The following is a 25,484-nucleotide window of genomic DNA, read 5'->3' as shown; positions in this document are numbered from 1 at the left end:
AGCGGGCGTGCGGCGCAGCAGCCGCGGTGTGGAGGTAGAAGTCGTGACGGACACGGTCGAGGCGGACACGGTCGGGGCGGGCGTGGTCGGGGCCGGCGCGGGCGACGGGCTGGAGCTGCCCGGGTCCTGGCGCGAGGTGCTGGGCGCCGAAACGGAGAAGCCGTACTTCGCCGAGTTGTCGGCCTTCGTCGCGGCCCAGCGCGCGGAGCACGAGGTGTTCCCGCCGAGCGGCCAGGAGTTCGCGGCACTGGAGGCCACGCCGTACGAGAAGGTCCGGGTGCTCGTGCTCGGCCAGGACCCGTACCACGACAACGGGCAGGCCCACGGCATGAGTTTCTCGGTGCTGCCCGGCACCAGGATTCCGCCGTCGCTGCGCAACATCTTCAAGGAGCTCCAGGCCGATCTGGGCGTTCCGGCTCCGGACAACGGTTACCTGATGCACTGGGCCGAGCAGGGCGTGCTGCTGCTGAACGCGGTGCTGACGGTCCGCGCGCACGAGGCCAACTCGCACAAGGCGAAGGGCTGGGAGAAGTTCACCGACGCGGTCATCAAGGCGGTGAGCGACCGCGAGGAGCCGGTGGTCTTCGTGCTGTGGGGCAACTACGCGAAGAAGAAGCTGCCGCTGATCGACACCGACAGGCACGTGGTGGTGCAGGGCGCGCACCCGTCGCCGTTGTCCGCCAGGCTGTTCTTCGGCAGCCGCCCGTTCTCGCAGATCAATGCCGCGCTGGAGGGTTTCGGCGGTGAGCCGATCGACTGGCAGGTGCCCAACCTGACGAAGGACTGAGCCTTGGGGGAGCGGGCCTGAGGATGTCGGTGGCCGTGGCAGTGGGCGGTCGCGGGGGTGGTCGCGGGGGCAGTCACGGCGTCGACCTCCGGTCCGACCGAGGCCACTTGGTGTTCACCGCTGGTGGCCTGCTGCCGGCGCCGGGTGTGCTTGGCTGGGTCCGACCGGTCGCCGGACCGGTGCGGGAGGGGTGGTACGTGCGCGGGTTTCGGCGGGCGAGGACGTTCCGGGGGGCGGGGGTCTCCCGGTGGGTCGTGGGGGCGGCGCTGGCCGGGGCGCTGGTCGCCGTGTCCGGTTGCAGCGGTGGGGACGGCGTCGGGCCGGGCGACACGCCGTCCGCCGCTTCGACCGTCACCGCCACAGCCGGTGCCACCGTCCCCACCACCAGCACCGCCACCGCCCCCGCTCCCGGGGCCCTCGCCCAACTCCCCGGGCAGGCCTTCTACGTCTCCGACCAGACCAACGCGGCCCGCCAGATGACCGCACTGCGCGGCCAGGGCCGCACGGCCGAAGCCGACATGCTGGCGCGGATCGCCTCCCAGCCCTCCTCCCAGTGGCTCGGCGAGCGGGGCGCCAAGGAGATCGCCGAGCAGGTGAGCCGCCGGGCCGCCGAGGCGGGCCGGACGGCGGTGTTCGTCGCCTACGACATCCCGCACCGCGACTGCGGCCAGTACTCAGCCGGTGGCGCCCCCGACGCCGCCGCCTACCGGGCCTGGATCACCGACGTCGCACAGGCCCTCGGCGACCGCCGGGCGTGGGTGGTGCTGGAGCCGGACGCGGTCGCGCACACCCTGGACGGCTGCGGCGTCAAGGGCGACCTGGCCGCCGAGCGGTACGGCCTGCTGGCCTTCGCCGTCCAGGAGTTGAAGAAGCGCCCGAACGTCCGGGTCTACCTGGACGCGGGCAACCCCGGCTGGGCGCAGGACCCGGAGGCCCTGGCCGCCGCCCTGCGCAAGTCGGGCATCGCCGCGGCGGACGGCTTCGCCGTGAACGTCGCCAACTTCTACGACACCGACCGCAACGCGGCGTACGGCGCCCGGCTCTCCGCCGCCCTGGACGGCAAGCACTTCGTCATCGACACCAGCCGGAGTGGCAACGGCGCGCTGGGCGGCGACTCCTGGTGCAATCCGCCCGGTCGCGCGCTCGGGCAGCGGCCCACCGCCGACACCGGACGGCCGGGGGTGGACGCCTACCTGTGGATCAAGAACCCGGGGGAGTCGGACGGCGACTGCGGCCGCGGCGAGCCCCGGGCGGGCGAGTTCTGGCTGCCGTACGCGCTAGGGCTGGCGCAGGCGGCGCGCTGACGCCGGGATCGCGTCGCACCGGGCGCGCGGCTCACCCGGTGACCTGGATCCAGTGGGCGGCGGACGGGGTGCCGGCGGCGTCCGTCAGGAACAGCATGTACCAGCCGGGCGGCAGCAGGTCGGGGTTGCCGGGGAGGGCGAGCGAGACGCCGTCGGCCGTCCGCCCGGTGATGTCGAGGGCCACCGAGCGCTGTTCGACGTCCGTCACGTGGGTGACCGAACTGGGCCGGATCAGTTTGGCCGTGGCGACGGCGTCCGGCCGGGTGGTGCCGACGGCGAGGGTGCCGCCGAGCTTCGCCGTCTGCGGAGCGGCGCTGACCTGCGGGCGGTCGCCGCGGTACAGGTACGGCGGGGTGTAGATCTCGATGCGCTGCTCGAAGCCGCCCGGCTGGGTCTCGGCCTTGTCCGCGAAGAGCGGGTTGGAGCCGAGCACGGCGACCCGGCCGTCGGGCAGCAGCAGCGCCTCCGAGTGGTAGTCGCGGCCGACGGCCGGTTCGGCGACGGCGCTGAAGCTGTTGGAATCCGGGTGGTACACCTGCGCCTTGAGCAGGTCGCTCCTGCCCCGGCCGCGGTAGCCGCTGGAGCCGCCGGTGGTGAGGACGGTGTCGTCCGGGAGGATCACGCTGTTGAGGTAGCGGGTGCCGCCGGCCGGCAGGTCCGGGCCGGGGGTGTAGACGGGTTCGGCGGCGGTGAGGTCGGCGATGTCGGTGCGGGCCGTGGACAGCGGCGACTCGCCGACGCCCCCGCCGCCGAGCACCATCACCTTCTGTGCCTGCGCGGGTGGCAGCAGCACCGAGGAGGAGGTCTCGGTCAGTCCGGGGTCGCGCAGGCCGGGGACGGGCCGGAAGCTGTTGTCCGCCAGGTCCCACACGCCGGGGTCGCGGCCCTTGTCGGCGGGCCCGTAGCCGGCGTTGGAGCCGGAGTAGAAGAGCTTGCCGGACGCGGTCAGGAAGATCGACGGGTAGGTCGGGAAGTAGCGTTCGGGGGCTTTGGCCCAGGTCTTGTTCTTCGGGTCGTAGATCTCGTTGTCGTTGCCGTTGAGGATCTCCCCGGTGTCGTCGAGCCCGGAGACGGTGAGGACGCGGCCGTCGCCCAGGCCGGTCAGCGTCGGGTACCAGCGGGCGTGGGCCATGTCGGTGACCGGCTCGTACAGCTCGGTGTCCGGGTTGAACTCGAAGGCGGAGCGGATGCCCTGGTACTCCTGCTTGTCCAGGGTCAGCTTGTCGCTCTGCCCGTACAGGTCGTGGGCGTCGGCGCCGCTGAGGCCCTTGATCCGGTACTGGGCGGGGGAGCCGATGACGTAGTCGGGGCCCGGGCCGAGCGCCTCCACGAACACGTGCTGTTCGCCGGCGGTCACCACGGTCTGCCTGCCGGAGCCGCTCTTGGCCGCGGCCGGGACGGTCACGGGGGCGGTGGTGGCGTACTCGCGGCCGTTCGGGGCGACGAGGACGGTGCCCTTGGGGAAGGTCCGGTCGTGGTCCGGGCTCTCGTTGCGGATCCGCATGACACCGGCGGCCTTCTTCACCGCGCCGGCCAGCTTCTCGTAGCGCTGGGTGCCGCCGGCCACCAGGACCCGGCCGTCCGGCAGCGAGGCGTGGCCGCCGCAGAACATGTCGGCCGGGGTGGGTATCAGCTTGTAGGTGTTCTTCGCCGGGTCCCAGAGCAGGCTCCGGAAGGTGCCCGCGTCGAACTGCTTCTCGTCGTTGCCGGAGCCTGCCACGATCAGGACCTTGCCGGTGCGCAGCAGGGTGGCGTGCACGGCGTTGACCCGGAACTCGGCGGGCAGCGTCAGGGTCTGCCAGTGGCCGTACTGCGCCTTGTACTCGGGCCGGTTGATCACGTAGTGGTGGTACTGCCGGCTCGCGAAGCCGAGGACGGCCGGCGCGTTCATCCCGGCCACCGTCAGGGCGACGGTGCTGCCGAGGGCGAAGCGCTTGGTGCGACCGGTCTTGTGGATCCTCACGGTGGTTGCTCCCTCAGTGGATGCGGGTGCCGCTCTCGGCCCGGTCGGGTGCGGGGAGGGGGAACGCCTGGGTCGGCTGCGGTGCCCGGGCGGGCGGTTGGGCTCCTGCGGGCCGTGGCGCCGTCCGGGGGTCGCGGGCGTGGCGCGGGCGGTGTTTCTCCAGGACGACCCTCGGGGCGGCTGCCGGGCCGCCGGTGACGGTGAGGGTGGCGGTGGGGCGGGCCCGGCGGCGGTGGGCGGTGTCGCCGGCCAGGATGAGGATCGGCAGGAGGGTCAGCACCAGGGCGATCCACGCCCAGGTGCGCATCGCCACGTGGTCGTAGCCGGTGACGTAGGACGCGGCGATCGCGCCGCCGAACACCAGGGTCCAGAACAGGTGGAAGCGGAAGGTGCCCAGGCGGTCGGTGCTGGCCGAGCGGCCCTTCGGCGTCACCTCGAAGCGGCTGCGGCGGCGGACCAGGGCCTGCAGCAGCGCGGCCGCGTAGATCGGGCCGCAGAGCGCCGACATCACCATGCCGGCCACCCCGGAGGAGCCGGCCGGCTCGTGCGGGCTCACGTTGTGCTTGCGGTTCCAGGTGTAGAGCAGGAGTTGGAGCGCGGCGGCGTCGCTGTAGAGCATCATCCAGATCTCGGAGGAGACGTGGACGCCCGAGGCTCCGAAGCCCAGGTAGAGCACGCTGGACAGGCCGCCGAGCAGCCAGGTGAGCGCGGCCATCGGGTAGAAGCCGATCATCAGGGAGTAGTTGAGGAGCCGGCCCGGCGACAACCGCCGGGTCGCGCGCCAGTACTGGGTGAGCAGGGTCTCGTAGGTGCCCCGGCTCCAGCGCAGTTGCTGGGCGAAGAAGTCGGTCCAGGAGGACGGTCCTTCGCCGACGGCGAGCACGTCCGGGGTGTACACGGACTTCCAGCGCTCTCCGGTCTCCGGGTTCCGGCTCCGGTGGAACTCCAGTCCGGTCGCCATGTCCTCCGTGATGGAGTCGTACAACCCGCCGATCGACTGGAGTGCGCGAATTCTGACGGCGTTGTTGGTGCCGACGAACATGGGCGCGCCGTAACGGTTTCCGGCGCGTTGGATGAGCGCGTGGAAGAGGTACTGCTGGCTCTCGGAGAATTTGGTGACGGCCGATCCCGAGCTGCGGTAGTTCCCGTACACCTGGGGGCCGACCACGAATGCCACGTCGGGGTCGCGGAAGTAGCCGAGCATCCGTTCGCAGAAGTCCGGCAGCGGCACGTGGTCGGTGTCGACGGACACCCAGAAGTCGTAGTCGTCGCCGTGGGCCTGGAGCCAGGCGTTGTAGTTGCCGTGTTTGGTCCTGGCGCGGAACCGGCCCTTCGGACGGTTCCAGTGCGGCCGGCCGGCGCGGCTGAAGTGGCGGACGCCCAGTTCGGCGCAGAGCTCCTGCATTGCAGGATCGTTTCCCTCGTCCAACAGCCAGACGTCGTACGGTCCTCGGTGCCGCACGGCGCGGGCCGCGACCAGGGTCGCCCGGACCATCTCCGGCGGCTCCTTGCCCGGCACGCAGGTGGTGAGGAACGCGACCCGGGTGCCCGCTTCCGGCGTCACGGGCACGGGATCGCGGGCGACCAGGGTGGCATGGGTGTTGGAGACCACGTTGACCAGCCGGAACACCTCGACCACGGCGATGATCCCGATCATCACCTTGTCGCCCAGCAGGACCAGGGAGTTCGTCTCGTCGAGCCGCTCCGGCCAGTGCTCCGGCAGCAGCAGCCAGACCAGCAGCACCGCCTCCACCGCCGGTGCGGCCAGCAGCAGCAGGGCGGCACGGACCCGGTGCGGCTCGCGGTGCAGCAGGCTGCGGTACCGGACGCGGTAGGGGGCTGCCGGGGGCGGCGCGGGCCGGGCCGCCGAGTCGGGGCGGGTGTCCTGTTCCGCATGGCTCACGGAGGGCTCGGTGCAGTAGACGCCGCCGTCGAACTCGTCGAACTCGTCGAACTCGTCGAACCCGCCGCCCCCGTCGAACCCGTCGGCCTCGCCGGGGTCGTGCGCGGGGCCGGCGAGGCGGCTGAAGTGACCGTAGTCGTAGGGGGCTTCGGGTGCGGGTTCGGCGCTCAGGGCGGCCTCGTCCGGCTGCCCGGTGCCCCGCCCGTGGGCCGTTCCGACGCCCTTTCGTCGCGTGAACGGCGTGGTCATAGCTGCTCCCCCCGGAGTTCGCGCCTTGTTCCGCTCGCTCGGCTTCCGCGTGGCCTTGCCTCGACTCGGGGCCGTCCGGGTGGAACAGGGCCCGGTGGACTGCGGTCCTCAGGCGGTTTCCGGGCTGTCCGGCACATCCAGTGTGTGCGACCGGTTCAGTTGTGCGTCGGTACGGCGGCCTCGAATCCGGGATCCCGGTGCGCTTTCCGGCTTCCCCTCCGGGCGCTTCGGGAACATCGGCTTCCTCGACCCCAACTCTCCCTGAGCGTAACGGTGATCGCAACCAGTCGGGAGACCGCCACCGCGCAAGCGTGAAGATGCCGCGGTTCCCGGCCGATCCGCCGGGCGTTGATGCTATTGCGGTGAATTCGGCGCCGCCGCGCGCCGGTTGGGCCTCCCGGACCGGAAATGCGGCGGCTGCGGTGCGCCGGCTGCCCGTCCGGCCGGACCGGGCACGACGACGGCCGGCGGGGGCCACGTGCCCCGCCGGCCGTACCGGTCCCGCAGCGGTGTCGACCCCCCGGCCCGGGCGGGTCAGCCTGCCGCGCCGAGGAAGCTCTCCCAGCCGCCCGCCGGTGCCTGGCCGACGTTGAGCGTGCGAAGCTTGCGCAGGGTGGACTGGTCCTGCACCTCCAGCCACTCGACCAACTGCTTGAAGGAGACCAGCCGGACGTCGGGCTTGCCCGCGACGGCCTTGAGCGTCTGCTCGACGGCGTCCATGTAGATGCCGCCGTTCCACTGCTCGAAGTGGTTGCCGACGAAGAACGGGGCGCGGTTGCTGTTGTACGCGCGGTCGAAGCCCGCGAGGTAGGAGTTCGTGGCCTGGGTGCGCCACTCGTCGTACTTGGCCGGGTCGCCCTTGGTGCTGCCGCCGGACTGGTTGGCCAGGATGTTGTAGTCCATCGACAGGACCTGGAAGGTGTGGCCGGGGAACGGGATCGACTGCAGCGGGAAGTCCCAGACCTTGCCGTCCTGGACCTTCTGCGGCCATATCTGGAGGCCGCCCGCGGAGCTGGCGTCGTACTTCCAGCCGAGCTTGGCGATGGTCGGCAGCAGCGCCTTCTGCCCCTCCAGGCACGGGGTGCGGCCGCCGATGAGCTCCTTCTTGTAGTCGAAGGGCAACGGGTCGACGTCGGTGAAGCCGGTGTTGGTCCGCCACTGGGTGACGAAGCCGATCGCCTGGTCTATCTCGCTCTGCCAGTCCTCCGGGGTCCACATGTTGACCCCGTTCTTGTCCGGGCGGCTGGAGCAGAAGTGCCCGTTGAAGTGGGTGCCTATCTCGTGCCCGGCCACCCAGGCCTGGCTGATGAGCTTGAGCGTGCTCTTGACCGCGCCGTCCGACAGGTACGGGATGTCGGAGGCGCCGACCGAGTGCTTCGGCGGGTGGTACAGGTCGGACTTGCTCTTGGGCAGGGCGTATATCCCGGAGAGGAAGAAGGTCATCGTGGCCTTGTACTGCTCCGCCAGCTTCAGGAAGCGGGGGAACTGGCCGTCGTCGGTGCCGCCCGCGCCGTCCCAGGAGAACACCACGAACTGCGGCGGCCGCTCGCCGGGCTTGAGCTTCTCGGGCTTGGGCTGGTTCGGCTGCGGGCCGGTGTCGGCGTTGGAGCCGTCGCCGATCGGGGTGCCCTTGGGCACCGTCGCCTGGGTCGGGTCGCCGGTGCTGCCCTGGGTGGCGCTCGTGCCGCCGCCGGAGCCGGGGGTGGATGAGCCTTGGCTCGGACCGGATCCGTTGCTGGAGCAGGCTGCGACCGCGCCGAGTGCTGCGGTCGCAGCGGTCGCACTGAGCACCGTCCTGCGCGAGATGCTGGTCATGGTCTCCCCTGGGTGCCGATGCCGGTGGTGGGGGCCCGTACGGCCACACCGGTCAAATCGGGCAATTGATGTGTATTCCGCCGTTAGCTTGTCATGTCGCCCTGGCGGCCACCAAGGTCGCCGAACTCCGACGACTCTCAACACGTCGGGCGGGCGCGGCTGGGCTGCAGGGATCCGGCGTCTGTTGCGGTCCTGTGACGCTTCGCACTCCTTGCGGCCCGGCCAGTACGGTACCGGCGGTCTGCCCCGCCCTCGCCGAATTCGTCAGCGTTCGGCCCGGTTGATCGTCTTTTTGGGAAAACTTTTGCCCCTTGCCGGTCCGGCTTCTACGAAGTCGGGTAGGGGCGGCCGCCCGGTGAGGCCCGACCGGTGAGGGCCGGTCGGTGAGGCCCGACCCCGGCGAGACCCGGTCGGTGAGGGCCGGTCAGGCGGTGGCGAGCCGCCGGGTGCGGCGCACCACGCGCGCGACCGCCGTACTGATGGCGGTGGCCGCCGCGCAGGAGACCGCGAGGCTCAGCCACGCGGTGTTGAACCAGTGGCTGTTCAGCCAGCCCAGCGTCACGATGTAGGCGGCCCAGACCAGCGCCGCCAGCGCGGACCAGTGCAGGAAGCGGTGCGGGTGGGCCGGGGAGTGGCCGATCGCCAGGTCCAGGACGGTGCGCCCGGCCGGGACGAACCGCGCGATCACCACCATCGCGGCGGCCGCGCCGTGCGGGCGCTCGACCAGGGCCTGCTGGACCCGGGTCACACTGGCCGCCAGCTGGGGGCGCCGGGCGAGCCGGCGGTGCAGCACCGGGGCACCGCGTCGGGCCAGCTGGAGCAGGAGGAGGTCACCCAGGAACGACGCCACCGCCACGCCCAGGCCGAGCATCAGCGGGGCACCGTTGACCTGTGCCGTCTTGAGCACGGCCAGGATGACCAGCGTGCCGCTGGGGATGAACGGGAGGAGGGCGTCTCCGAGGACGGCGACGATAGCCAGGGCGCAGATCCACGAAGATCCGATCGCCGCTACGAAGTTCAAGGCCCTCACTCCCTCCACGCCGCCCGAGCGAGCAGGTGGCTGTATCGGGTCAACGCTAGCGCCTCGACTTTTCATGCCCTGAAGCACCCCGGTATGCCGTGGATCACGACGACCGGTTCCGGCCGCCCGCCGGGGGCACGGACTGCCGGCCGGCGGGCGGGAACAGGGAGCCCCCGACGGTGGTTGACCCCGGTCGGCGACAGCGACCGCCGGGCCGTCCGGGCCCGCGCGGTCGTCCACGAGAGCCGGCACGAGGACAGCCAGGAGGGCGGACGGGCATGACGACCGAGGACCAGCAGGAGCACGGGACCGGGCCGACGGCCGGCGCGGCGATCAGGGGCACCGCCCGTGGCGGGGCACCCGCTCCGCTCTCGATCCTCGACCTGGCCACCGTCGGCGTCGGCTACACACCCGCCGAGGCCCTCGCGGCGACCACCGCGCTGGCCCGCGAGGCCGAGCGGTGGGGCTACCACCGCTTCTGGGTGGCGGAGCACCACGGCATGCCCGGGGTGGCCAGCTCGACCCCGGCCGTCCTGCTCGCCCACCTCGGGGCCAACACCACCACGCTCCGGCTCGGTTCGGGCGGCGTGATGCTTCCCAACCACGCCCCGCTCGCCATCGCCGAGCAGTTCGGCCTGCTGGAGGCCCTGCACCCCGGCCGGATCGACCTCGGCCTCGGCCGTGCTCCCGGCACCGACCCGGCCACCGCCCGGGCGCTGCGCCGGGGGCTCGCCGAAGGCGCGGACGACTTCCCGCAGCAGCTCGCCGAACTGACCCACTTCCTCGACGGCGACTTCCCCGCCGGCCACCCGTACGACCGGCTGACCGCCGTCCCCAAGGGCGAGGGCCGCCCGCCGATCTGGCTGCTCGGCTCCTCCGGCTTCAGCGCCCGGCTCGCGGGCCGACTGGGCCTCCCGTTCGCCTTCGCGCACCACTTCAGCAGCGCCAACACCCTCCCGGCGCTGGACCTCTACCGGTCGTCCTTCCGCCCGTCCGCCGTGCTCGCCGAGCCGTACGCGCTGATCGGCGTGAGCGCGGTCGCCGCCGACGACGAGCCGACGGCCCGCCGCCTCGCCCGCTCCGCCGCCCTCGGCATGCTCCGGCTGCGACGCGGCAACCCGGGCCCGATCCCCACCCCGGAGGAGGCCGAGCAGTACCCGTACAGCCCGGCCGAGACGGACTTCATCGACAGCTGGCTCGACAACGTCGTGCTCGGCGACCCGGGCCGGGTCGCCGACGGACTGGAGGCGCTGCGCAAGCGGACCGGGGCCGACGAGCTGATGGTCACCTCGCACATCCACGGCCACGAGGCCCGGCTCCGCTCCTACGGCCTGATCGCCGAGGCGTACGGTTTGACGGCCGAGGCCTGACCCCGCCCGCCCGCGCCCGCGCGGCGGCGGCCTTCGCCCCCGCCCGCGCGGCGCCTACCGCCCGTCAAGGGCCGGGCGACCCTCACGGAGTATGGCCGCGACCAGCGCCGCCTCGCCGGGCCGGGCGAAGTACCAGCCCTGGGCGGTGTCGCAGCCGGTCAGCCGCAGCCGCTCGGCCTGGGCGGCGCTCTCGATGCCCTCGGCCGTGACGGTCAGGCCGAGGGTGTGGGCCAGCTGCACCATCGCACCGACGATCTGCTCGTCGGCGTCGCTGCGGCGGGCGCCGAGCTCGGGGCAGCGGGGGCGGTCCGCGGGGGCCGGGTCGCGGAATCCCTCGATGAAGGTGCCGTCGAGCTTCAGCACGTGGACCGGCAGCCGGGAGAGGTAGGCCAGGTTGGAGTAGCCCGTGCCGAAGTCGTCGATCGCGATCCGCACGCCCATGTCGGCGAGTGCCTGCAGGGCCTGCAGGGGGCGTCCGCCGGGGCCGAGCAGCGCGCTCTCGGTGATCTCCAGCTGGAGCAGGCGGGCCGGCAGGCCGGTGTTTTCGAGGGCCCGGGCGACGTCGGCGACGACGTCGGAGTCCCAGATCTGGCGGGCGGCCAGGTTGACGCTGACGAAGGTCTCGGTGTCGGGGAACTCGGTGAGCCACTGCTTCGCCTGGCGGCAGGACTCCTCCAGCACCCACTTCCCGAGCGGGACGATCGCGCCGGACTCCTCGGCGAGCGGGATGAAGCGGTCCGGGGAGAGCGTCCCGTAGCGGGGGTGGCGCCAGCGGACCAGCGCTTCCGCGCCGTGCACGGTGCCGTCGGCCAGGCCGACCAGCGGCTGGTACTCGATGGTGAACTCGCCGCGTTCCAGGGCCGGGCGCAGTGCGGTGGCCAGCAGTTGGCGGGTGAGCTGGTGGGCGCCGCGGTCGGGGTCGTAGAGGGTCCAGCGGGCGCGGCCGTCGGCCTTGGACCAGTAGAGCGTGGCGTCGGCGTCCTTGACCAGGTCGGTCGGGGTGGTCTCGTGGACGGACCGTTCGACGACGCCCACGCTGGCGGTGACGGCCAGTCGGTGCCCGGCCACGTCGAAGGGTTGTTCCAGCACTTCGAGGATCCGGGCGGCCAGTTCGGTGAGCTGTTCGCTGCCCCGGCTGTCGGTGACCAGGACGGCGAACTCGTCGCCGCCCATCCGGGCCACCAGGTGGGTGTCGAGCCCGGAGAACCGGTGGCGCAGCCGGGTGGCGACGGCGGTCAGCAACTGGTCCCCGATGTGGTGGCCGAGGGCCTCGTTGATCGCCGCGAAGCCGTCGAGGTCCAGGTAGCAGACGCCGACCCGGCGCCCCTCGTCGGCGGTCCGGCCGGGCCCGGGGTCGTCGGTCACGGCGAGGCAGGCGGCGTCGAGCCGTTCGAAGAAGTAGGTCCGGTTGGGCAGCCGGGTCAGCGGGTCGTGCAGGGCCTGGTACTCCAGCCGGTCGCCGAGCCGGCGCTGTTCGGTGATGTCCTCCACCAGGGCGAGGGTGTAGAGCGGCTGCCCGGCGCCGTCCCGGATGAGCGAGACGGTGACCTTGCTCCAGACCTCGTGGCCCTCGCGGTGCTTGAGCTGCTTCTCCACGCGGAACCGTTCCCGCTCCCCGTGGACGAGTTCGGCGAAGAGCCGGTCCGGCATGCCCTCCGGGTCGATGATCTCGTGCAGGGGGGTGCGGACCAGTTCGCCGACGCCGCGTCCGATCAGGGCGGCGAAGGCGGGGTTGACCTCGATGATCCGGTCGTCGGGGTCGATCAGGGCCATGCCGATGACCGCGTCGCAGAAGGCGGCCCGGAACCGGGACTCGCTGGCCCGCAGGGCGGCCAGCAGCCGGTCGCCGCCGCCCTGCGCCGGGCCGGGCTCCCCGTCCTCCGCCCCGGCTCCGTCGGCGGCGCCCCGGTGCGTGCCGCTGGTCAGCGGGGCCGAGCAGGTGGGGCAGAGCAGCACCTCGGGCTCCTCCAGCGTCCCGCAGACGCCGAGCGGGGTGGTGGATCCCCCGGCCGCGCCGTCGGCGAACGGCGCGGCGAAGTGGCGGTGGTGCGGTGGTTCCTCGTGCCGCACGCCCGGGTGGTGTGCGTCGGCCCCCTCGTTCTGGCCCGGCACGGCATGCTCCCGTCCGCTGCTGACGCTTGACGATGGTCCGGCCGGCCAGTCGTGACCCGGCGGTCGGCTGCGCACTCTGTCGCGGTCCTCGGAGTCGGTCCGCTGCGGGGCGCCCGGGAGGGGCGCTGTCGCGCGGGGACCCGCGTGAAGAACAGGGCGCTGCGGCCGATCATAGGCCGCGACGGCAACGCGCGGTGACCGCCGCCAGGGTGATTCGCCCCCTTTGTGATCATGGATGGCGGTACATGCGGACGCCCCCGGTACACATCACATGATGTGCACCGGGGGCGCGTGCGCCGAAGCCGCGCCCCCGGGCGCTGGTTGCGCGCCGGGAGCGGGCCGGTAGTGGGCCGCGATGGGTCACGGCCGGTGCCGGGCGGGAGGGAGTCTCAGGCGAGGTTGGCCGTGAGGGTGATGGTGGTGCCGGTCAGGGCCTGGCTGACCGGGCAGTTGGCCTTGGCGTCCTCGGCGGCCTTGACGAAGCCCGCCTGGTCCAGGCCGGGCACGTCGCCGGTGACGGTCAGGTGGATGCCGGTGATGCCCTCGCCCGGCTGGAAGGTGACGTCGGCCTGGGTGTCCAGCGTGGTGGGCGGGGTGCCGGCACCGGTGAGGCCGTGCGACAGGGCCATCGAGAAGCAGGCCGAGTGGGCGGCCGCGATGAGCTCCTCCGGGCTGGTCTTGCCGTTGGCCTGCTCGGCGCGGGCCGGCCAGGACACCGGGAACGTGCCGATGCCGGACGATTCGAAGGACGTCTGGCCCTGCCCGTGGAGGAGGTCGCCCTCCCAGGCCGTGCGGGCGGTGCGGGTGGTTGCCACGATCGGTACCTCCATTGCTGGCGGACGGCTGTGCGGACACTTCCGGTCATGCACGTCCCACCCTACGGGCCGCCCCGCCCGCCGCCCCGTGTGCACGCCGGACCGCACGGGCGGCCCGGCGGACGGGCACCGACCGGACGGCTGTCCGGATCGTGGACGGATCCGGGTGATCGTGAGGGCCCGGAGCAGGGGCCCTGTTAGATTTGCCCGGGCCCGAGCCCGGCCGCCGTACGGCCGGGCGCCCACTCAGACACCGGGAGCCGCCCCGATGACGGACCACCCCACGACCCCCGACGCCGGCCTGCCCGAGGGGATCGACGACGCCGTACGCGCGGAGCTGACCAGCCTGCGCGAGAGCATCGACAACATCGACGCCGCGGTGGTCCACATGCTGGCCGAGCGGTTCAAGGCGACCCAGCAGGTGGGCCGGCTCAAGGCCGAGCACAAGCTGCCGCCGGCCGACCCGGCGCGCGAGCGGGACCAGATCGAGCGGCTCCGGGAACTGGCCGCCGGGGCGAAGCTGGACCCGGTCTTCGCTGAGAAGTTCCTGAACTTCATCATCGCCGAGGTCATCCGCCACCACGAGGCCATCGCCCGCGCCTGAAGGGCGAGCCGCGGGGGCCGGGCGGGAACTCCCGCGCGCGGAGCACCCGTTCCGAAGGGCCCCGGGGCGGCTCGGGGGCACCCCGAGTTGTCGGTGGCGGCTAAATGCCCGATTTCGTCAGGCTCCACGGTTGGCGTAGCGTGCAGGTTTCCCCAGCCGGAGAGGTGGAGCAGCGACGATGGCGGTGAACCTGCCCGAAACGCCCAGCGGAACCCCCAGTGGAACGCCCGGCGATTCCGCCGCGCCGGACGCCCACCGGGTGCCCGGGGGCCGGGCCGAGTCCAGGCGCCGGGCGCGTGAGTCGGGCGGTCGCCGCTCGGGCCGCTCGGGCCGCCGCTCCCGGCCGTGGTGGATCGAGCTGCCGGCGATGGCCGCGGTGGGTCTGGTGGTCGCGCTGCTGATCAAGACCTGCCTGTTCCAGGTGTTCTCCATCCCGTCCGGTTCGATGGAGAACACCCTGCGGATCGGCGACCGGGTCGGGGTGAACAAGCTGGCGCCGCTGACCGGCTGGGAGCCGGAGCCGGGGCAGCCGGTGGTGTTCAAGGATCCCGGGGGCTGGCTGCCGCCGCAGCCCGCGGACCCGAACCCGATCACCGACACGGTGAGCTCGGTGCTCAGCTTCGTCGGGCTGGTGCCGCCGAAGGACGACAACTACCTGGTCAAGCGGGTCATCGCGACCGGCGGCCAGACCGTGCAGTGCGAGGGCACCACCCTGAGCGTCGACGGGCGCAAGGTCGACGAGCCGTACCTCCACGCCGGTGACGACTCCTGCGCCGGCCTGGACTTCGGGCCGGTCAAGGTGCCCGCGGGCTACGTCTGGGTCGAGGGCGACCACCGCAGCGACTCGGCGGACTCCCGCTACCACCAGCGCGGCCCCGGCGGCGGCGCCGTGCCGGTGGGCAACGTGGTCGGCCCGGTGTCGGCCGTCGTGTGGCCGCTCAATCACCTCGACTGGTTCGGCTGGACCGGCCGCTGATCCCGCCGGTCCCGCTGATCCCGTGCTCGGCGACCACCCGGTCCTGCGGAGCCGGATCCGGGGCCGGCCCCGCAGGCGCCGCACCTGCCACCGCTGCGCCCGCGACCGCCGCACCTGCCACCGCTGCGCCCGCGACCGCCGCACCTGCCACCGCTGCGCCCGCCGCCTCCGCCGGAGCCGCCCCCGCCTTGCTCACCTGAGCCGCGAAGGCCCCGGCCAGCACCAGCACGCCGCCCACGATCTGCGACAGTCCCAGGCGCTCGCCCAGCAGCACCCAGGCCAGCACGGTGGCGACCACCGCCTCCAGGTTGGCGACCACCCCGGCGACCGGCGGCGAGAGGTACCCGACGGAGACCACGCCCGTCAGGTAGGCCAGTACGGTCGCGATCAGGACCATCCAGGCGGCCGGGACGAACGCCGGCAGGGTGTGCCCGTTCATCACCACGTCGCCGCCGAGCGGTCCCCAGTCGGCCTGCCAGGGGCGGGCGACGGCGGTGAGCAGGACGGCGCCGACGAGCAGTCCGTACGCGCTGACGGCCAGCGGATCCACCGGCCGCTCGCCTCGGCGGCCGGCGTCGGCGAGCAGGAAGTAGCCGACCTGGCAGAAGGCCGCGCCGAGCGCGAAGAGCACGCCCAGGGCGTCGAAGCCCAGGCCGTTCCACACCTCGACCACGCAGGCGAGCCCGGCCACCGCGACGCCGGCGCCGATGGCCGCGCCACGGCTGATCGGCTTGCGCTGCACGAACCTGACGTAGCCGATCAGCAGCGGCGGCCCGAGGTACTCGATGAGCAGGGCGACGCCGACCGGGATGCGGGAGATCGCGGCGAAGTAGCAGGCCTGGACGCCCGCCACGGCGAGCAGGCCGAAGCCGAGCAGCAGGCCGGGGCGGCGCAGTACGGCGTCGCGGTGCCGGTAGGCCACCGGCAGCAGGGCCACGGCCGCGCCGGTGACCCGCAGCCACACCACGTGGAGCGGGGAGAGCCCGGCCTCGATGAGCGGTTTGGCCGCCGTTCCGGAGCCGCCGAAGGCGAAGGCGGAGACCAGGGCGAGGCCGAGGCCGAGGGATCTGCCCGAAGGGAGGGTGGGCGAGGCCGTTGATCTGTGCACCGCCGCATTGTGACAGTCGTACCGATGATTCGGTAAGGCGTCATTTCGTTATTCGGTCCTGCCGCCCACGGTGCGCGACGGCGCCGTCACTCGCCCGCAGGGACGGCGTCCTTCCAGGTCAGGCAGGCCGACGACGGCAGTGCCGACCTGATCGCAGTGCCGACCTGACTGCCAGTGCCGACCTGACCGCCAGTGCGGGCGCGGGACCGGACTGCGGCCCCGCGCCCGCCGGTCAGCCCCCGGAGCCTGACGAGGCCCCCGCGCCCACGAGCGGGTCGGCCCCGCCCGTGGGCTTGGTGGTCGGCTGCGTGGTCGGGCCGGTGGTGGGCTGGGTGGTCGGCGTCGGCTGGGTGGTGGGCCGACCGGTGGGACGGGACGTGGGCTGGGTGGTGGGCTGGGTGGTCGGGGGAGCGGTCGGAGCCGTGGTCGCCCCGCCGCCGGCGGTGCCGCCGCTCGGCGTGCTCGCCCCGGCTCCCGACCCGTCGGTCGGCGGGGTGGCCGCGCTGCTCGGGCCGCCGGTGGCCGCGCCCGTCGACGGGGTGCCGCTCGGCGTGCTCGGGGCGGTCGGCAGGTCGGTGGCGCCGGAGGAGTCGCCGCCGTCGGCCGGAGTCGGGAAGTCGCCGACCGGCACGCCCTTGAGCGCGGCCTTCATGTACCCGGTCCAAATCTGTGCCGGGTACTGGCCGCCCGCCGCGCCGTCGATCCCGCCGACACCGCTCAGGCTGACCTGGGCGCCCGTGCCCGGGTCCTGCCCGAACAGCGCGACCGAGGTGACCAGCTCCGGGGTGTACCCGACGAACCAGACCGACTTCTGGTCGTCGGTGGTGCCGGTCTTGCCCGCCGCCGGGCGGCCGAGGGCCTTCGCCCGCCAGCCGGTGCCGCCCGGGTCGCTCACCACGCCCTGGAGCATCGAGGTGACCTGGTTGGCGGTGTCCGCGCTGATCGCCTGGGTGGTCTTGTGCGCGGGCAGCGGCACGGCCTCGCCCTCGCGGTCCACCGACTGCACCAGCCACGGGGTGATCTGCTTGCCGCCGTTGTCCAGCGTGGCGTAGACGCCCGCCATGTCGAGCACGCTCGGGGTGGCCGCACCCAGCGGGATGGACGGCACCGGGTCGAGCCCCGGGGTGTTGCCGGGCAGGCCCAGCGCGATGCCGGTGTCCTTGACCTTCTGCAGCCCGGTGTCCTGCGCGAGCTGGGCGAACGCCGAGTTCACCGACCAGTCGACGGCCTGCTGCAGGGTGATCTGGCCGTAGCTCCGGTCCCCCTCGTTCGGCGGCGCGTACGGGGTGCCCTTGCCGCCGCGGACCTTCCGGCCGCTGGTGCCGTCGTAGATCGTCCGCGGGGTGACGGTGCGGCCGTCCTGGGTCTTGGCACCGTTCTCGAACGCCGCGGCCAGGGCGATCGCCTTGAACGTCGAACCGGCCTGGTAGTCGCGCCGGGTCGCGTTGTCGACGTAGTGCTTCAGGTAGTCGACGCCGCCGTACAGGGCGACGACCGCGCCGGTCTTCGGGTCCACGGAGGCGGCACCGGCCTGGGCGGCCGCGTCCTTCTTCCGCTTGTCCGGGTTCAGGGTGTCGTGCAGCTGCGCCTGGACGGAGTCCTGCAGCGCCTGCTGGCGGGCCGGGTCGATGCTCAGCTTGATCGTGTAGCCGCCCTTGGCCAGCTCCGTCTCGCTGATGACCCCGGTCGAGGTGAGGTACTGGGTGGCCGCGTCCACCAGGTAGCCGGACTGGCCGAACAGGCCCGGGTTGGGCTGCGGGTCACGGACGTCGGGAAAGGCGGTCGCGGCCCGTTCGCCGGCGGAGAGCCAGCCCTCCTTGACCATGCCGTCCAGCACGTAGTTCCAGCGGTTGACGGCGTTCTGCTTGCCCGCCGCGGTCGCGGTGGCCACGTCGTAGGCGCTCGGCGCGTTCAGCAGGGTGGCCAGGTAGGCGCCCTGCGCGGGGTCGAGCGCCGAGGCGTCGATCCCGAAGTACGCCTGGGCCGCGGCCTGGATGCCGTAGGCCCCGCGGCCGTAGTAGGAGGTGTTCAGGTAGCCGGAGAGGATGTCCGCCTTGCTCTCGGTGGCGTCCACCTTGATGGCGATGAAGAGTTCCTTCACCTTGCGGGTGATCGACTGCTTCTGGCTCAGGTAGGTGTTCTTCACGTACTGCTGCGTGATGGTGGAGCCACCCTGGGTGCCCTCGCCCTTGGCCGTGTTGACGGCGGCGCGGACCAGGCCCTGGACGTTGACCGCGCCCTCGCCGTAGAAGTTCCGGTCCTCGGCGGCCAGCGCGGCGTGCTGGGCGGCGGGGGAGACCTTGTCCAGGGTGACGTTCTGCCGGTTGGTCTGGCCGGTGCGGGTGATCACCGAGCCGTCGGCGTAGAGCCAGGTGTTGCTCTGCGCGGTGGCGGCGGCGTGCGCGTCCGGGACCTTCACCAGCGTGATCCCCAGCGCGAACAGGCCGATGCCGAGCAGCAGGGCGGAGACGAAGCCGAGCAGGGTCATCCGCCAGGTGGGTATCAGTCGGCGCCAGCCGGTGCGCCGAGGACGGCGCGGCTTCCCGCCGCCGGACCCGCCGGACCCGCCGAGCGGGGCCGTGGGGCGCCTGAGCCGCTTGACCGGCCGGAGACTGATCGACGGCGTGCGACGGCCGCCCTGGGCGTTTCGGGACAAAGCGCGGCCTTTCCTGCGGAGCGGACCTGAGCAGCCTGCACGAATGGGGGTCATCGGGGACGGGGACCTTCGCCCCGTTTCCGGTTGTACTGCCCTGGACGGGCGGGACGGGCCGGATGGCTCCGTCGGATCGCGGATCGAGACCGACATCACACACAAATCGGACGTCGAGGGCCCAAAAAATCGGGGAGCCCCTCGCTGCTGCGAGAGGCTCCCCGGTGTCTGTGCGCCGCCAGGGACTCGAACCCCGGACCCGCTGATTAAGAGTCAGCTGCTCTAACCAACTGAGCTAGCGGCGCCTGCTGACGCGGAAAACAATACACGGTCCGGAGGGGTGCCTCGAACCACTCCGTCCTCCGCCGTCCGATCCGCCCCTCCCCTTCCGGTTGGGGCGGAGTTCGCCGCTGGTTAGGGTGGAACCGTGCCCAGCCCCCAGCCAGGACACCGCGCCGCCCGGACGACGGTCGCCGGCCTGCTGCTGCTCAGCGCCGTGGCGTACACGGCGTGGGTGCTGGAGGTCGTGCTGAGCACCGGGCTCGACCCGGTGCAGGCGTACATCAGCGAACTCGCCGCCGAGGACCAGCCGCTGGGCGGCCTGTTCCGGGCCACCGACCTGGCCGCAGGGCTCTGCCTGCTCGCCGCCGCCGGCACCGCCCTCGCCACCGGCGCAGCCACCGGAACGGGCGTCGCCGCCGGAACCGGCCGGCCCGGGGCCTCCCGGCGCGACCGCTGGGCGCTCGTCGGCTGGTCCGCCCTGGCCCTGTTCGGCGCCGCGACCGCAGCCGACTCCCGGCTGCCGCTCAGCTGCGCCCCCACCAGCGACGAGATGTGCGCCGCCCGGGAGACCGCCGGGCTCGTCCCCGCCACCCACACCGCGCACGGCGTCACCAGCAGCCTGGCGATGCTCGGCGCCCTCACCGCGCTGGTCGCGCTCACCGTCGCCGCCCGCCGCCACGGCTGGTGGCCGCCCGTGCGCCGGTTCGGGCCGTGGCTGCTGGGTGCCGAACTGCTCGCCACCGGCTGGAGCCTCACCGCGATCGCCGCCTTCCAGGCCGGGCGCGGCACCTGGGCGCTCGGGGCCGGGCAGCGGCTGCAGGTGCTGCTGGTCGCGCTCTGGCTGGCCGTGCTGGCCCTGGGCGTCGCCCGGGCCGAGCGGTCGGCCGCGCCGGAGACGGCCGACGCGACGAACCCGGCGGACGGGCCCGCGCCGGACGCGGCCGACGCGACGAACCCGGCCGACGAACCGTTGCCGCAGCGGCGGCCGACATGAGCGCGCCCGGCGGCGCCCGCCCGGGAGACCCCCGCAGGCCCGACGACCCCGCCACCCGGGCGTGCTTCCTGCGCGTCGACGGCGTCCCGCTGCACGTCCGCACCGAGGGGAGCGGCCCGGTCTGCCTGCTCAGCGGCGGCCTCGGCAGCAGCTGGTTCGACTGGGACCTGGTCGTCCCGTTCCTCACGCCCTACCGCACCGTGGTCCGCTTCGACCGGCCCGGTTACGGGCTGAGCGCCGCAGAGCCCGCCACCGGGCGCCCCGCCCCGACGGCGGCCGGCGAGGCCGACCGGATCCGGGCGGTGCTGGACGGCCTCGGGCTGAGGGAGCCCTGCACCGTCGTCGGCCACTCGCTCGCCGGGTTCCACGTCGAGGCCTTCGCCCGGCTGCACCCCGACCGGACCGCCGCCCTGGTCCTGGTCGACGGCAGCGTCGAGCCGGGGGCCCGGCCGTTGCCGGCGCCCGCTGCGCGCGACCTGGCCGCCCGGGCGGTGGCCGGTGCGGCGACCGCCCTCGCCGTGCCCTACCTGCTCGGCCCGACCGTCCGCCGGATGACGGCCCGGCTGTCCACCGTGCGCCGCGAGGACCTCGCCCCGGAGCCGCTGGTCCGGCACTGCTACCGCACCGGCCGCGCCCTGCGCGCGCTGCTCCGGGAGAACACCCGCTACCTCGACCTGGCGGCCGAGCTGGACGGGCTGCGGCGCACCCGGCCGCTGCCCGAGGACCTGCCGGTCACCGTGCTGGCCGCCGACGACGGCCGCCACTCCGGCCGCACCGTGGTCTGGCTGGCCGAGCAGCGGGAGCTCGCGGCGCTGCTCGGCGCCGAGTTCCGCACCACCGCCCCGGCCGGGCACCTGGTGATGTTCGACCGCCCGGACGCGGTGGCCGCGGCCGTGCTCGACACGCGCTGAACAGGCGGGAGCCGGTGGGGCGGCGTCGGACGGAACCGCCGGCCGGAACCGGCAGCGGGAACCCGACGGCCGGGCCGCGCCGCCGCCCGGAAACGCCTCAGGCCGCCCACCGGAGTGGACGGCCTGAGACCTTGCCATGTGCGCCGCCAGGGACTCGAACCCCGGACCCGCTGATTAAGAGTCAGCTGCTCTAACCAACTGAGCTAGCGGCGCTTGCTGACGTCGGAGACTTTACACGGCTCCGACGCGATCCGCCGAATCGTATTCGGGTGGTCACCTTGTGTGATCGTCGGCCGTTCCCGGTTCCGGGTGGTGGCAGGCGGCCTGGTGGTCCGTGCCCGCCGTGCCGTCGAGTGCCGGCCTTTCCTGTTCGCAGCGGGCCCGGTCCGCCCGGTCGGCGAGTCCGGCGTAGCGCGGGCAGCGGGTGCGGAAGGGGCAGCCGGTGCGGCGCTCGGTGGGGGAGGGCGGGTCGCCGGCCAGCAGGATGCGGTCGCGGGCGCGCTCGGCGGCGGGGTCGGGCAGCGGGACGGCGGAGAGCAGGGCCCGGGTGTAGGGGTGGCGGGGGCGGTCGAAGACGGCGGAGACCTCGCCCTGTTCGACGGTCCGGCCGAGGTACATCACGCTGACCCGGTCGGCGAGGTGCCGGATCACCGAGAGGTCGTGGGAGACGAACAGGTAGGAGAGCCCGAGTTCCGCCTTGAGCGACTGCAGCAGGTTCAGCACCCCGGCCTGGATGGAGACGTCCAGTGCCGAGACCGGTTCGTCGAGGACCAGCAGTTTCGGCCGGACGGCGAGCGCCCGGGCGATCGAGACGCGCTGGCGCTGGCCGCCGGAGAACTGGTGCGGGTAGCGGGCGGCGTGTTCCGGGTCGAGGCCGACCTGGCGCAGCAGTCCGGGCACCCGGCGGGCGATCTCCTCGCGCGGGGTGCGCTGGGCGAGCAGGGGTTCGGCGACGATGTCGCCGATCGGCATCCGGGGGTCGAGGCTGGCCATCGGGTCCTGGAAGACGATCTGCACCTCGGCGCGGAGCCGGTGGGCCGCGGCCCGGGTGAGGCCGGCGGTGTCGTGGCCGAGCAGTTCGATCCGGCCGGTCTCGGGGGCGCCGAGCTTCAGCAGTTCGAACAGTGTGGTGGATTTGCCGGAGCCGGACTCGCCGACCAGGCCGAGGGTCTCGCCCTCGCGCAGGTCCAGGTCGACGCCGTCCACCGCGTACACCTCGCCGACCTTGCGCTTGAACACCGCGCCCTTGAGGAGCGGAAACGTTTTGCCGAGGCCGCTCACCGACAGGACGGGCGGCCGGGCGGAGCGGTCGCGGCCGTCGGCGGCAGCGGCGGGCAGCGCAGGAACGGGGTAGACCTCGGCCGGCGCGGGCCGACGCTCGGCGAGCTCCGCCGACCGTACGCACGCCGCCAGGTGGCCGTCCGCCCCCTCCAGGGCGGGCTCCGCCGCCGAGCAGCGCGCCTCCGCCAGCGGGCAGCGCGCCGCGAACGGGCAGCCCGGCGGCAGGTCGGCCATCGGGGCCGGGGCGCCGGGGATCGGCACCAGCGGGCCGCCGCGGCCGTCCAGCCGGGGCAGCGCGCCGATCAGGCCGAGCGAGTACGGGTGGCGCGGGGCCGCGAACAGGTCGTCCACCCCGGCCGTCTCGACCACCCGCCCCGCGTACATCACGGCGACCCGGTCGGCCGTCCCGGCGATCACCCCGAGGTCGTGGCTGACCAGGACGAGCGCCGCGCCGGTCTCCCGCCGGGCGGTGCGCAGCACGTCCAGCACCTGGGCCTGGATGGTGACGTCGAGGGCGGTGGTGGGCTCGTCGGCGAGCAGGATGTCGGGCTCGTTGGCGACGGCCATGGCGATCATCGCGCGCTGGCGCATGCCGCCGGAGAACTCGTGCGGGAAGCTGTCCAGGGCCCGGTCGGGCGCGGGGATGCCGACCAGGTCGAGGAGTTCGGCGGCCCGGCGGCGCGCGGTGGCCTTGTCCACCCGCTGGTGGATGCGGACCGCCTCGGCGATCTGGTCGCCGATCCGGTAGACCGGGGTGAAGGCGGAGAGCGGGTCCTGGAAGACCATGGCGACCCGGCGGCCGCGGATCGTCGCGAGCTCCCTGCCCGGCAGCCCGACCAGCTCCCGGCCGTCCAGTCGCACCGATCCGCTGACGCGCGCCGTGCCGGGCAGCAGCCCGAGCACGGACAGGGCGGTGACGGACTTCCCGGAGCCGGACTCGCCGACGATGCCGAGGGTCTCGCCGCGGTGCAGGGTGAGGTCCACCCCGCGGACGGCGGGGACCGGGCCGTGCGGTCCGGCGAAGTCCACCCGCAGGTCCCGGACGGCGAGCAGCGGGGTTTCGACGGCGGTGGTTCCGGTGGTCGTTCCGGCGGTGGTGGTCACGGGCGCTTCCTACGGCTGACGGAACGGCGGGGGCGGCGGCGCGGCGCGGCCGCGGAGGTGGGGTCGAGGGCGTCGCGCAGCCCGTCCCCGATCAGGTTGACGGCGAGGACGAACAGCACCAGCAGCGCGGCGGCGAAGTAGAACAGCCAGGGGAACACCGGGGCTTCGCTGGTCCCGGCGGCGAGCAGGGTGCCGAGCGAGACGTCCGGCGCCTTGACCCCGAAGCCGAAGTAGGAGAGCGCGGTCTCGCTCATCACGGCGCCGCCGACCGCGATGGTGGCGTCGATGATGAGGAAGGAGGCGACGTTCGGCAGGATGTGCCGGCTGATGATCCGCAGCGGCCGCACCCCCATGAACCGTGCGGCGCGGACGAATTCGCGCTCGCGCAGGGAGATGGTCATCGAGCGGACCACCCGGGCGGTGATCATCCAGTTGAACAGGGCGAGGAGCAGCACGAAGGCGATCCAGCCGGCGCTCCTCAGCCGGGCGGAGACGATGGTGATGACCAGGAAGGAGGGGAAGACGAGCAGCAGGTCCACCAGGAACATCAGCGCCCGGTCGATCCAGCCGCCGAAGTAGCCGGCGCAGGCGCCGACCACGGAGGCCAGCACGGTGGAGAACAGGGCCACCAGCAGGCCGATGACCAGCGACTTCTGCAGTCCGCGGACGGTCTGTGCGAAGACGTCCTGGCCGACCCCGTTGGTGCCGAACCAGTGCTCGGCGGACGGGGGCCGGTGCAGCGCGGTGAAGTCGGGGGTGGCGTAGTGCCAGGGCGTGAGGTACGGCCCGCCGAAGGCGAGCGCGAACAGCAGCAGGACGACGACGGCACCGACGACGGCCCCGCGGGCGGCGAGCAGCCGGGCGAGGACGAGCCGTCCGCGGCCGGCCGCCCGGGGCACGCCGACGGTGGCCACGGGCTCGGCCGGTTCGACGGAGAGGGTGGTCATCTCGGGTCTCCTCCGGTCAGGTCCGCACGCGCGGGTCGAGGGCGGCGTGCAGGGTGTCGGCGAGGAAGCCGGAGGCGAGGACGACGACGGCGGTGAACAGGTTGATCGCGACGACCGAGTTGACGTCCTGTTCGTTGATCGACTGGATCAGCCACTCGCCCATGCCGTGCCAGCCGAAGATCGTCTCGGTGAAGATCGCGCCGGTGAAGATGCCCAGGAAGCTGTAGGCGAACATGGTCGACATCGGGATCACGGCGGTGCGCAGCCCGTGCTTGAGCAGGGCCCGTCCGCGGGTGAGGCCCTTGGCCTCGGCGGTGCGCAGGTAGTCGGAGCCGAGCACGTCGAGCATGGTGCCGCGCTGGTAGCGGCTGTAGGTGGCGAGGCCGCCGAGGGCCAGCGAGATGGTGGGCAGCAGCAGGTGCAGCGCCCAGTCGGCCAGGTGGGTGCCGAGGCCGCCGGTGAGCCCGGGGGTCTCGTAGCCGGTGAACGGGATCACCTCGTGCCCGGCGGCGTCCTTGGCGGCGATGGCGCCGTTCTTGAGGAACAGCGCGACCAGGAAGACCGGCGTGGAGAGCAGCACGAAGGACAGCACGGTGAGCAGCCGGTCGGAGATCCGGTACTGGCGGACGGCGCCCCACGCCCCGACGGCGACGCCGAGGAACATGCCGAGCAGGCTGCCGAGCAGCAGGAGCCGCAGCGAGACCCAGACCCGGCGGCCGAAGTCGTCGGTGACGGGGGTGTCGTGGATGGTCCGGCCGAGGTCGCCGTGGAGCAGTCCGCCGGCCCAGTGGCCGAAGCGTTCGACCACCGGGGTGCGGTCGTTCAGGTTGAGCGCGGTGAGCTGGCGCTCGACGGACTCGGCGGACGGGCGGGGCACCTTGGCGTCGAAGTAGGTGCGCGGCTGCAGGGCGGTCGCCGAGACCGCGTACGCGAGGAAGAGGGCGGCGATCAGCAGCACCGCGTAGTAGCTCAGCCGCTTCGCCAGGTAGTGGAGCATCAACGGCCGCCCGGGGTGGGGGCGGGGTCGGTGCGTCTGGTGGGCATGGGGTGGTGGCCTTCGGTCGGGGCCCGGTCGGGGCGTCAGGCGGCTCTGGAATCAGGGTGGTTGGGGAAAGTGCAGGTCAGAGTGAAGCACCCGGGAACGGCGGGGGTGTTGCGGCGGCATTGCGGCACGTGACGTTCGGATCAGGTGTGCGCTCCTCCCCCTGGTGGCGGATCTGATCCGCTGTTACGTTCCTCTGGCTCGGTGCCGGATTGAGTGCCCACGCTCAAGCCAAGTCATGCCTGC

Annotated in this window: 17 protein-coding genes, 2 tRNA genes and 1 pseudogene; 7 read left to right on the top strand and 13 right to left on the bottom strand. The window is 73.2% G+C overall.

What is annotated here, in order from left to right; genetic code table 11:
- Positions 1-109: 109 nt before the first annotated feature.
- On the top strand, positions 110-787 hold the full coding sequence (locus IF30_RS0117535) for a uracil-DNA glycosylase (RefSeq protein ID WP_037900307.1): 678 nt from the start codon (positions 110-112) through the stop codon (positions 785-787).
- Between the two features lie 254 nt (positions 788-1,041).
- On the top strand, positions 1,042-2,091 hold the full coding sequence (locus IF30_RS0117530) for a glycoside hydrolase family 6 protein (RefSeq protein ID WP_030238796.1): 1,050 nt from the start codon (positions 1,042-1,044) through the stop codon (positions 2,089-2,091).
- Between the two features lie 31 nt (positions 2,092-2,122).
- Here the strand turns inward: IF30_RS0117530 and IF30_RS0117525 are convergent, their stop codons facing one another.
- From IF30_RS0117525 to IF30_RS0117510, 4 genes and pseudogenes are all read right to left on the bottom strand, one after another.
- Positions 2,123-4,054: a galactose oxidase early set domain-containing protein gene (locus IF30_RS0117525; RefSeq protein WP_030238792.1), complete on the bottom strand. Its 1,932-nt coding sequence runs from the start codon at positions 4,052-4,054 to the stop codon at positions 2,123-2,125.
- A gap of 13 nt (positions 4,055-4,067) precedes the next feature.
- Positions 4,068-5,973, bottom strand: a pseudogene (locus IF30_RS0117520) (glycosyltransferase family 2 protein).
- A 767-nt stretch (positions 5,974-6,740) separates the two neighbouring features.
- The gene (locus IF30_RS0117515; RefSeq protein ID WP_030238787.1) at positions 6,741-8,021 is read right to left on the bottom strand and encodes a hypothetical protein; all 1,281 of its coding nucleotides are present in this window, start codon (positions 8,019-8,021) and stop codon (positions 6,741-6,743) included.
- Between the two features lie 424 nt (positions 8,022-8,445).
- Complete coding sequence (locus tag IF30_RS0117510; RefSeq protein ID WP_037900248.1) at positions 8,446-9,042, bottom strand: DedA family protein; 597 nt, start codon at positions 9,040-9,042, stop codon at positions 8,446-8,448.
- Between the two features lie 278 nt (positions 9,043-9,320).
- Here IF30_RS0117510 and IF30_RS0117500 point away from each other — a divergent pair, with 278 nt between their 5' ends.
- A complete protein-coding gene (locus IF30_RS0117500) occupies positions 9,321-10,412 on the top strand; it encodes an LLM class flavin-dependent oxidoreductase (RefSeq protein WP_051710490.1) in 1,092 nt (363 codons plus the stop codon).
- A gap of 54 nt (positions 10,413-10,466) precedes the next feature.
- On the opposite strand, the gene IF30_RS0117495 is transcribed toward IF30_RS0117500, so the two are convergent.
- Together IF30_RS0117495 and IF30_RS0117490 are read right to left on the bottom strand one after the other, a co-directional pair.
- A complete protein-coding gene (locus IF30_RS0117495; protein WP_420791144.1) occupies positions 10,467-12,368 on the bottom strand; it encodes a putative bifunctional diguanylate cyclase/phosphodiesterase in 1,902 nt (633 codons plus the stop codon).
- Positions 12,369-12,913: 545 nt separating this feature from the next.
- On the bottom strand, positions 12,914-13,339 hold the full coding sequence (locus tag IF30_RS0117490; RefSeq protein ID WP_030238774.1) for an OsmC family protein: 426 nt from the start codon (positions 13,337-13,339) through the stop codon (positions 12,914-12,916).
- A 268-nt stretch (positions 13,340-13,607) separates the two neighbouring features.
- On the opposite strand from IF30_RS0117490, the gene IF30_RS0117485 reads away from it, so the two are divergent.
- Both IF30_RS0117485 and lepB read left to right on the top strand, forming a co-directional pair.
- The gene (locus tag IF30_RS0117485; RefSeq protein WP_030238772.1) at positions 13,608-13,943 is read left to right on the top strand and encodes a chorismate mutase; all 336 of its coding nucleotides are present in this window, start codon (positions 13,608-13,610) and stop codon (positions 13,941-13,943) included.
- Between the two features lie 178 nt (positions 13,944-14,121).
- Positions 14,122-14,919, top strand: a complete 798-nt coding sequence (gene lepB, locus IF30_RS0117480; RefSeq protein ID WP_078891460.1) for a signal peptidase I — start codon at positions 14,122-14,124, stop codon at positions 14,917-14,919.
- Here the strand turns inward: lepB and IF30_RS41610 are convergent.
- The 3 genes from IF30_RS41610 to IF30_RS0117465 all read right to left on the bottom strand — a co-directional run bounded on the left by IF30_RS41610 (position 14,882) and on the right by IF30_RS0117465 (position 18,982).
- Complete coding sequence (locus IF30_RS41610; protein ID WP_051710486.1) at positions 14,882-16,027, bottom strand: EamA family transporter; 1,146 nt, start codon at positions 16,025-16,027, stop codon at positions 14,882-14,884. The two genes, lepB and IF30_RS41610, sit on opposite strands and share 38 nt — an antisense overlap.
- 232 nt (positions 16,028-16,259) lie before the next feature.
- Positions 16,260-18,515 carry a transglycosylase domain-containing protein gene (locus IF30_RS0117470; RefSeq protein ID WP_051710484.1) on the bottom strand — a complete coding sequence of 752 codons (2,256 nt, stop codon included), beginning with the start codon at positions 18,513-18,515 and terminating at the stop codon, positions 16,260-16,262.
- A 393-nt stretch (positions 18,516-18,908) separates the two neighbouring features.
- Positions 18,909-18,982: transfer RNA gene (locus IF30_RS0117465), tRNA-Lys, on the bottom strand.
- Between the two features lie 122 nt (positions 18,983-19,104).
- Between IF30_RS0117465 and IF30_RS0117460 the strand changes: the two genes are divergently transcribed.
- Positions 19,105-19,953 (top strand): DUF998 domain-containing protein, encoded by an 849-nt coding sequence (locus IF30_RS0117460; protein ID WP_051710482.1) that lies wholly within the window; start codon positions 19,105-19,107, stop codon positions 19,951-19,953.
- Entirely contained in the window at positions 19,950-20,864 is a 915-nt protein-coding gene (locus tag IF30_RS0117455) for an alpha/beta fold hydrolase (RefSeq protein ID WP_078891458.1), read from the top strand. The genes IF30_RS0117460 and IF30_RS0117455 overlap by 4 nt, the downstream gene beginning before the upstream one ends.
- Before the next feature lie 139 nt (positions 20,865-21,003).
- Here the strand turns inward: IF30_RS0117455 and IF30_RS0117450 are convergent.
- From IF30_RS0117450 to IF30_RS0117435, 4 genes are all read right to left on the bottom strand, one after another.
- Positions 21,004-21,077: transfer RNA gene (locus IF30_RS0117450), tRNA-Lys, on the bottom strand.
- A 60-nt stretch (positions 21,078-21,137) separates the two neighbouring features.
- Positions 21,138-23,249, bottom strand: a complete 2,112-nt coding sequence (locus IF30_RS0117445; protein ID WP_051710480.1) for an ABC transporter ATP-binding protein — start codon at positions 23,247-23,249, stop codon at positions 21,138-21,140.
- Entirely contained in the window at positions 23,246-24,196 is a 951-nt protein-coding gene (locus IF30_RS0117440; protein WP_051710478.1) for an ABC transporter permease, read from the bottom strand. The genes IF30_RS0117445 and IF30_RS0117440 overlap by 4 nt, the downstream gene beginning before the upstream one ends.
- A gap of 16 nt (positions 24,197-24,212) precedes the next feature.
- A complete protein-coding gene (locus tag IF30_RS0117435) occupies positions 24,213-25,193 on the bottom strand; it encodes an ABC transporter permease (protein ID WP_030238748.1) in 981 nt (326 codons plus the stop codon).
- Positions 25,194-25,484: the final 291 nt, after the last annotated feature.

The sequence above is a fragment of the Streptomyces sp. NRRL S-350 genome (assembly GCF_000719705.1).
Classification (GTDB): domain Bacteria; phylum Actinomycetota; class Actinomycetes; order Streptomycetales; family Streptomycetaceae; genus Kitasatospora.
This window is presented reverse-complemented; position numbering and strand designations above follow the sequence as displayed.

Coding starts and splice junctions, on each gene's coding strand:
- IF30_RS0117515 (WP_030238787.1), bottom strand. CDS start 8,021: ATGACCAGCATCTCGCGCAGGACGGTGCTCAGTGCGACCGCTGCGACC.
- IF30_RS0117500 (WP_051710490.1), top strand. CDS start 9,321: ATGACGACCGAGGACCAGCAGGAGCACGGGACCGGGCCGACGGCCGGC.
- IF30_RS0117485 (WP_030238772.1), top strand. CDS start 13,608: ATGACGGACCACCCCACGACCCCCGACGCCGGCCTGCCCGAGGGGATC.
- lepB (WP_078891460.1), top strand. CDS start 14,122: ATGGCGGTGAACCTGCCCGAAACGCCCAGCGGAACCCCCAGTGGAACG.
- IF30_RS0117470 (WP_051710484.1), bottom strand. CDS start 18,515: ATGACCCTGCTCGGCTTCGTCTCCGCCCTGCTGCTCGGCATCGGCCTG.
- IF30_RS0117455 (WP_078891458.1), top strand. CDS start 19,950: ATGAGCGCGCCCGGCGGCGCCCGCCCGGGAGACCCCCGCAGGCCCGAC.
- IF30_RS0117440 (WP_051710478.1), bottom strand. CDS start 24,196: ATGACCACCCTCTCCGTCGAACCGGCCGAGCCCGTGGCCACCGTCGGC.
- IF30_RS0117435 (WP_030238748.1), bottom strand. CDS start 25,193: ATGCTCCACTACCTGGCGAAGCGGCTGAGCTACTACGCGGTGCTGCTG.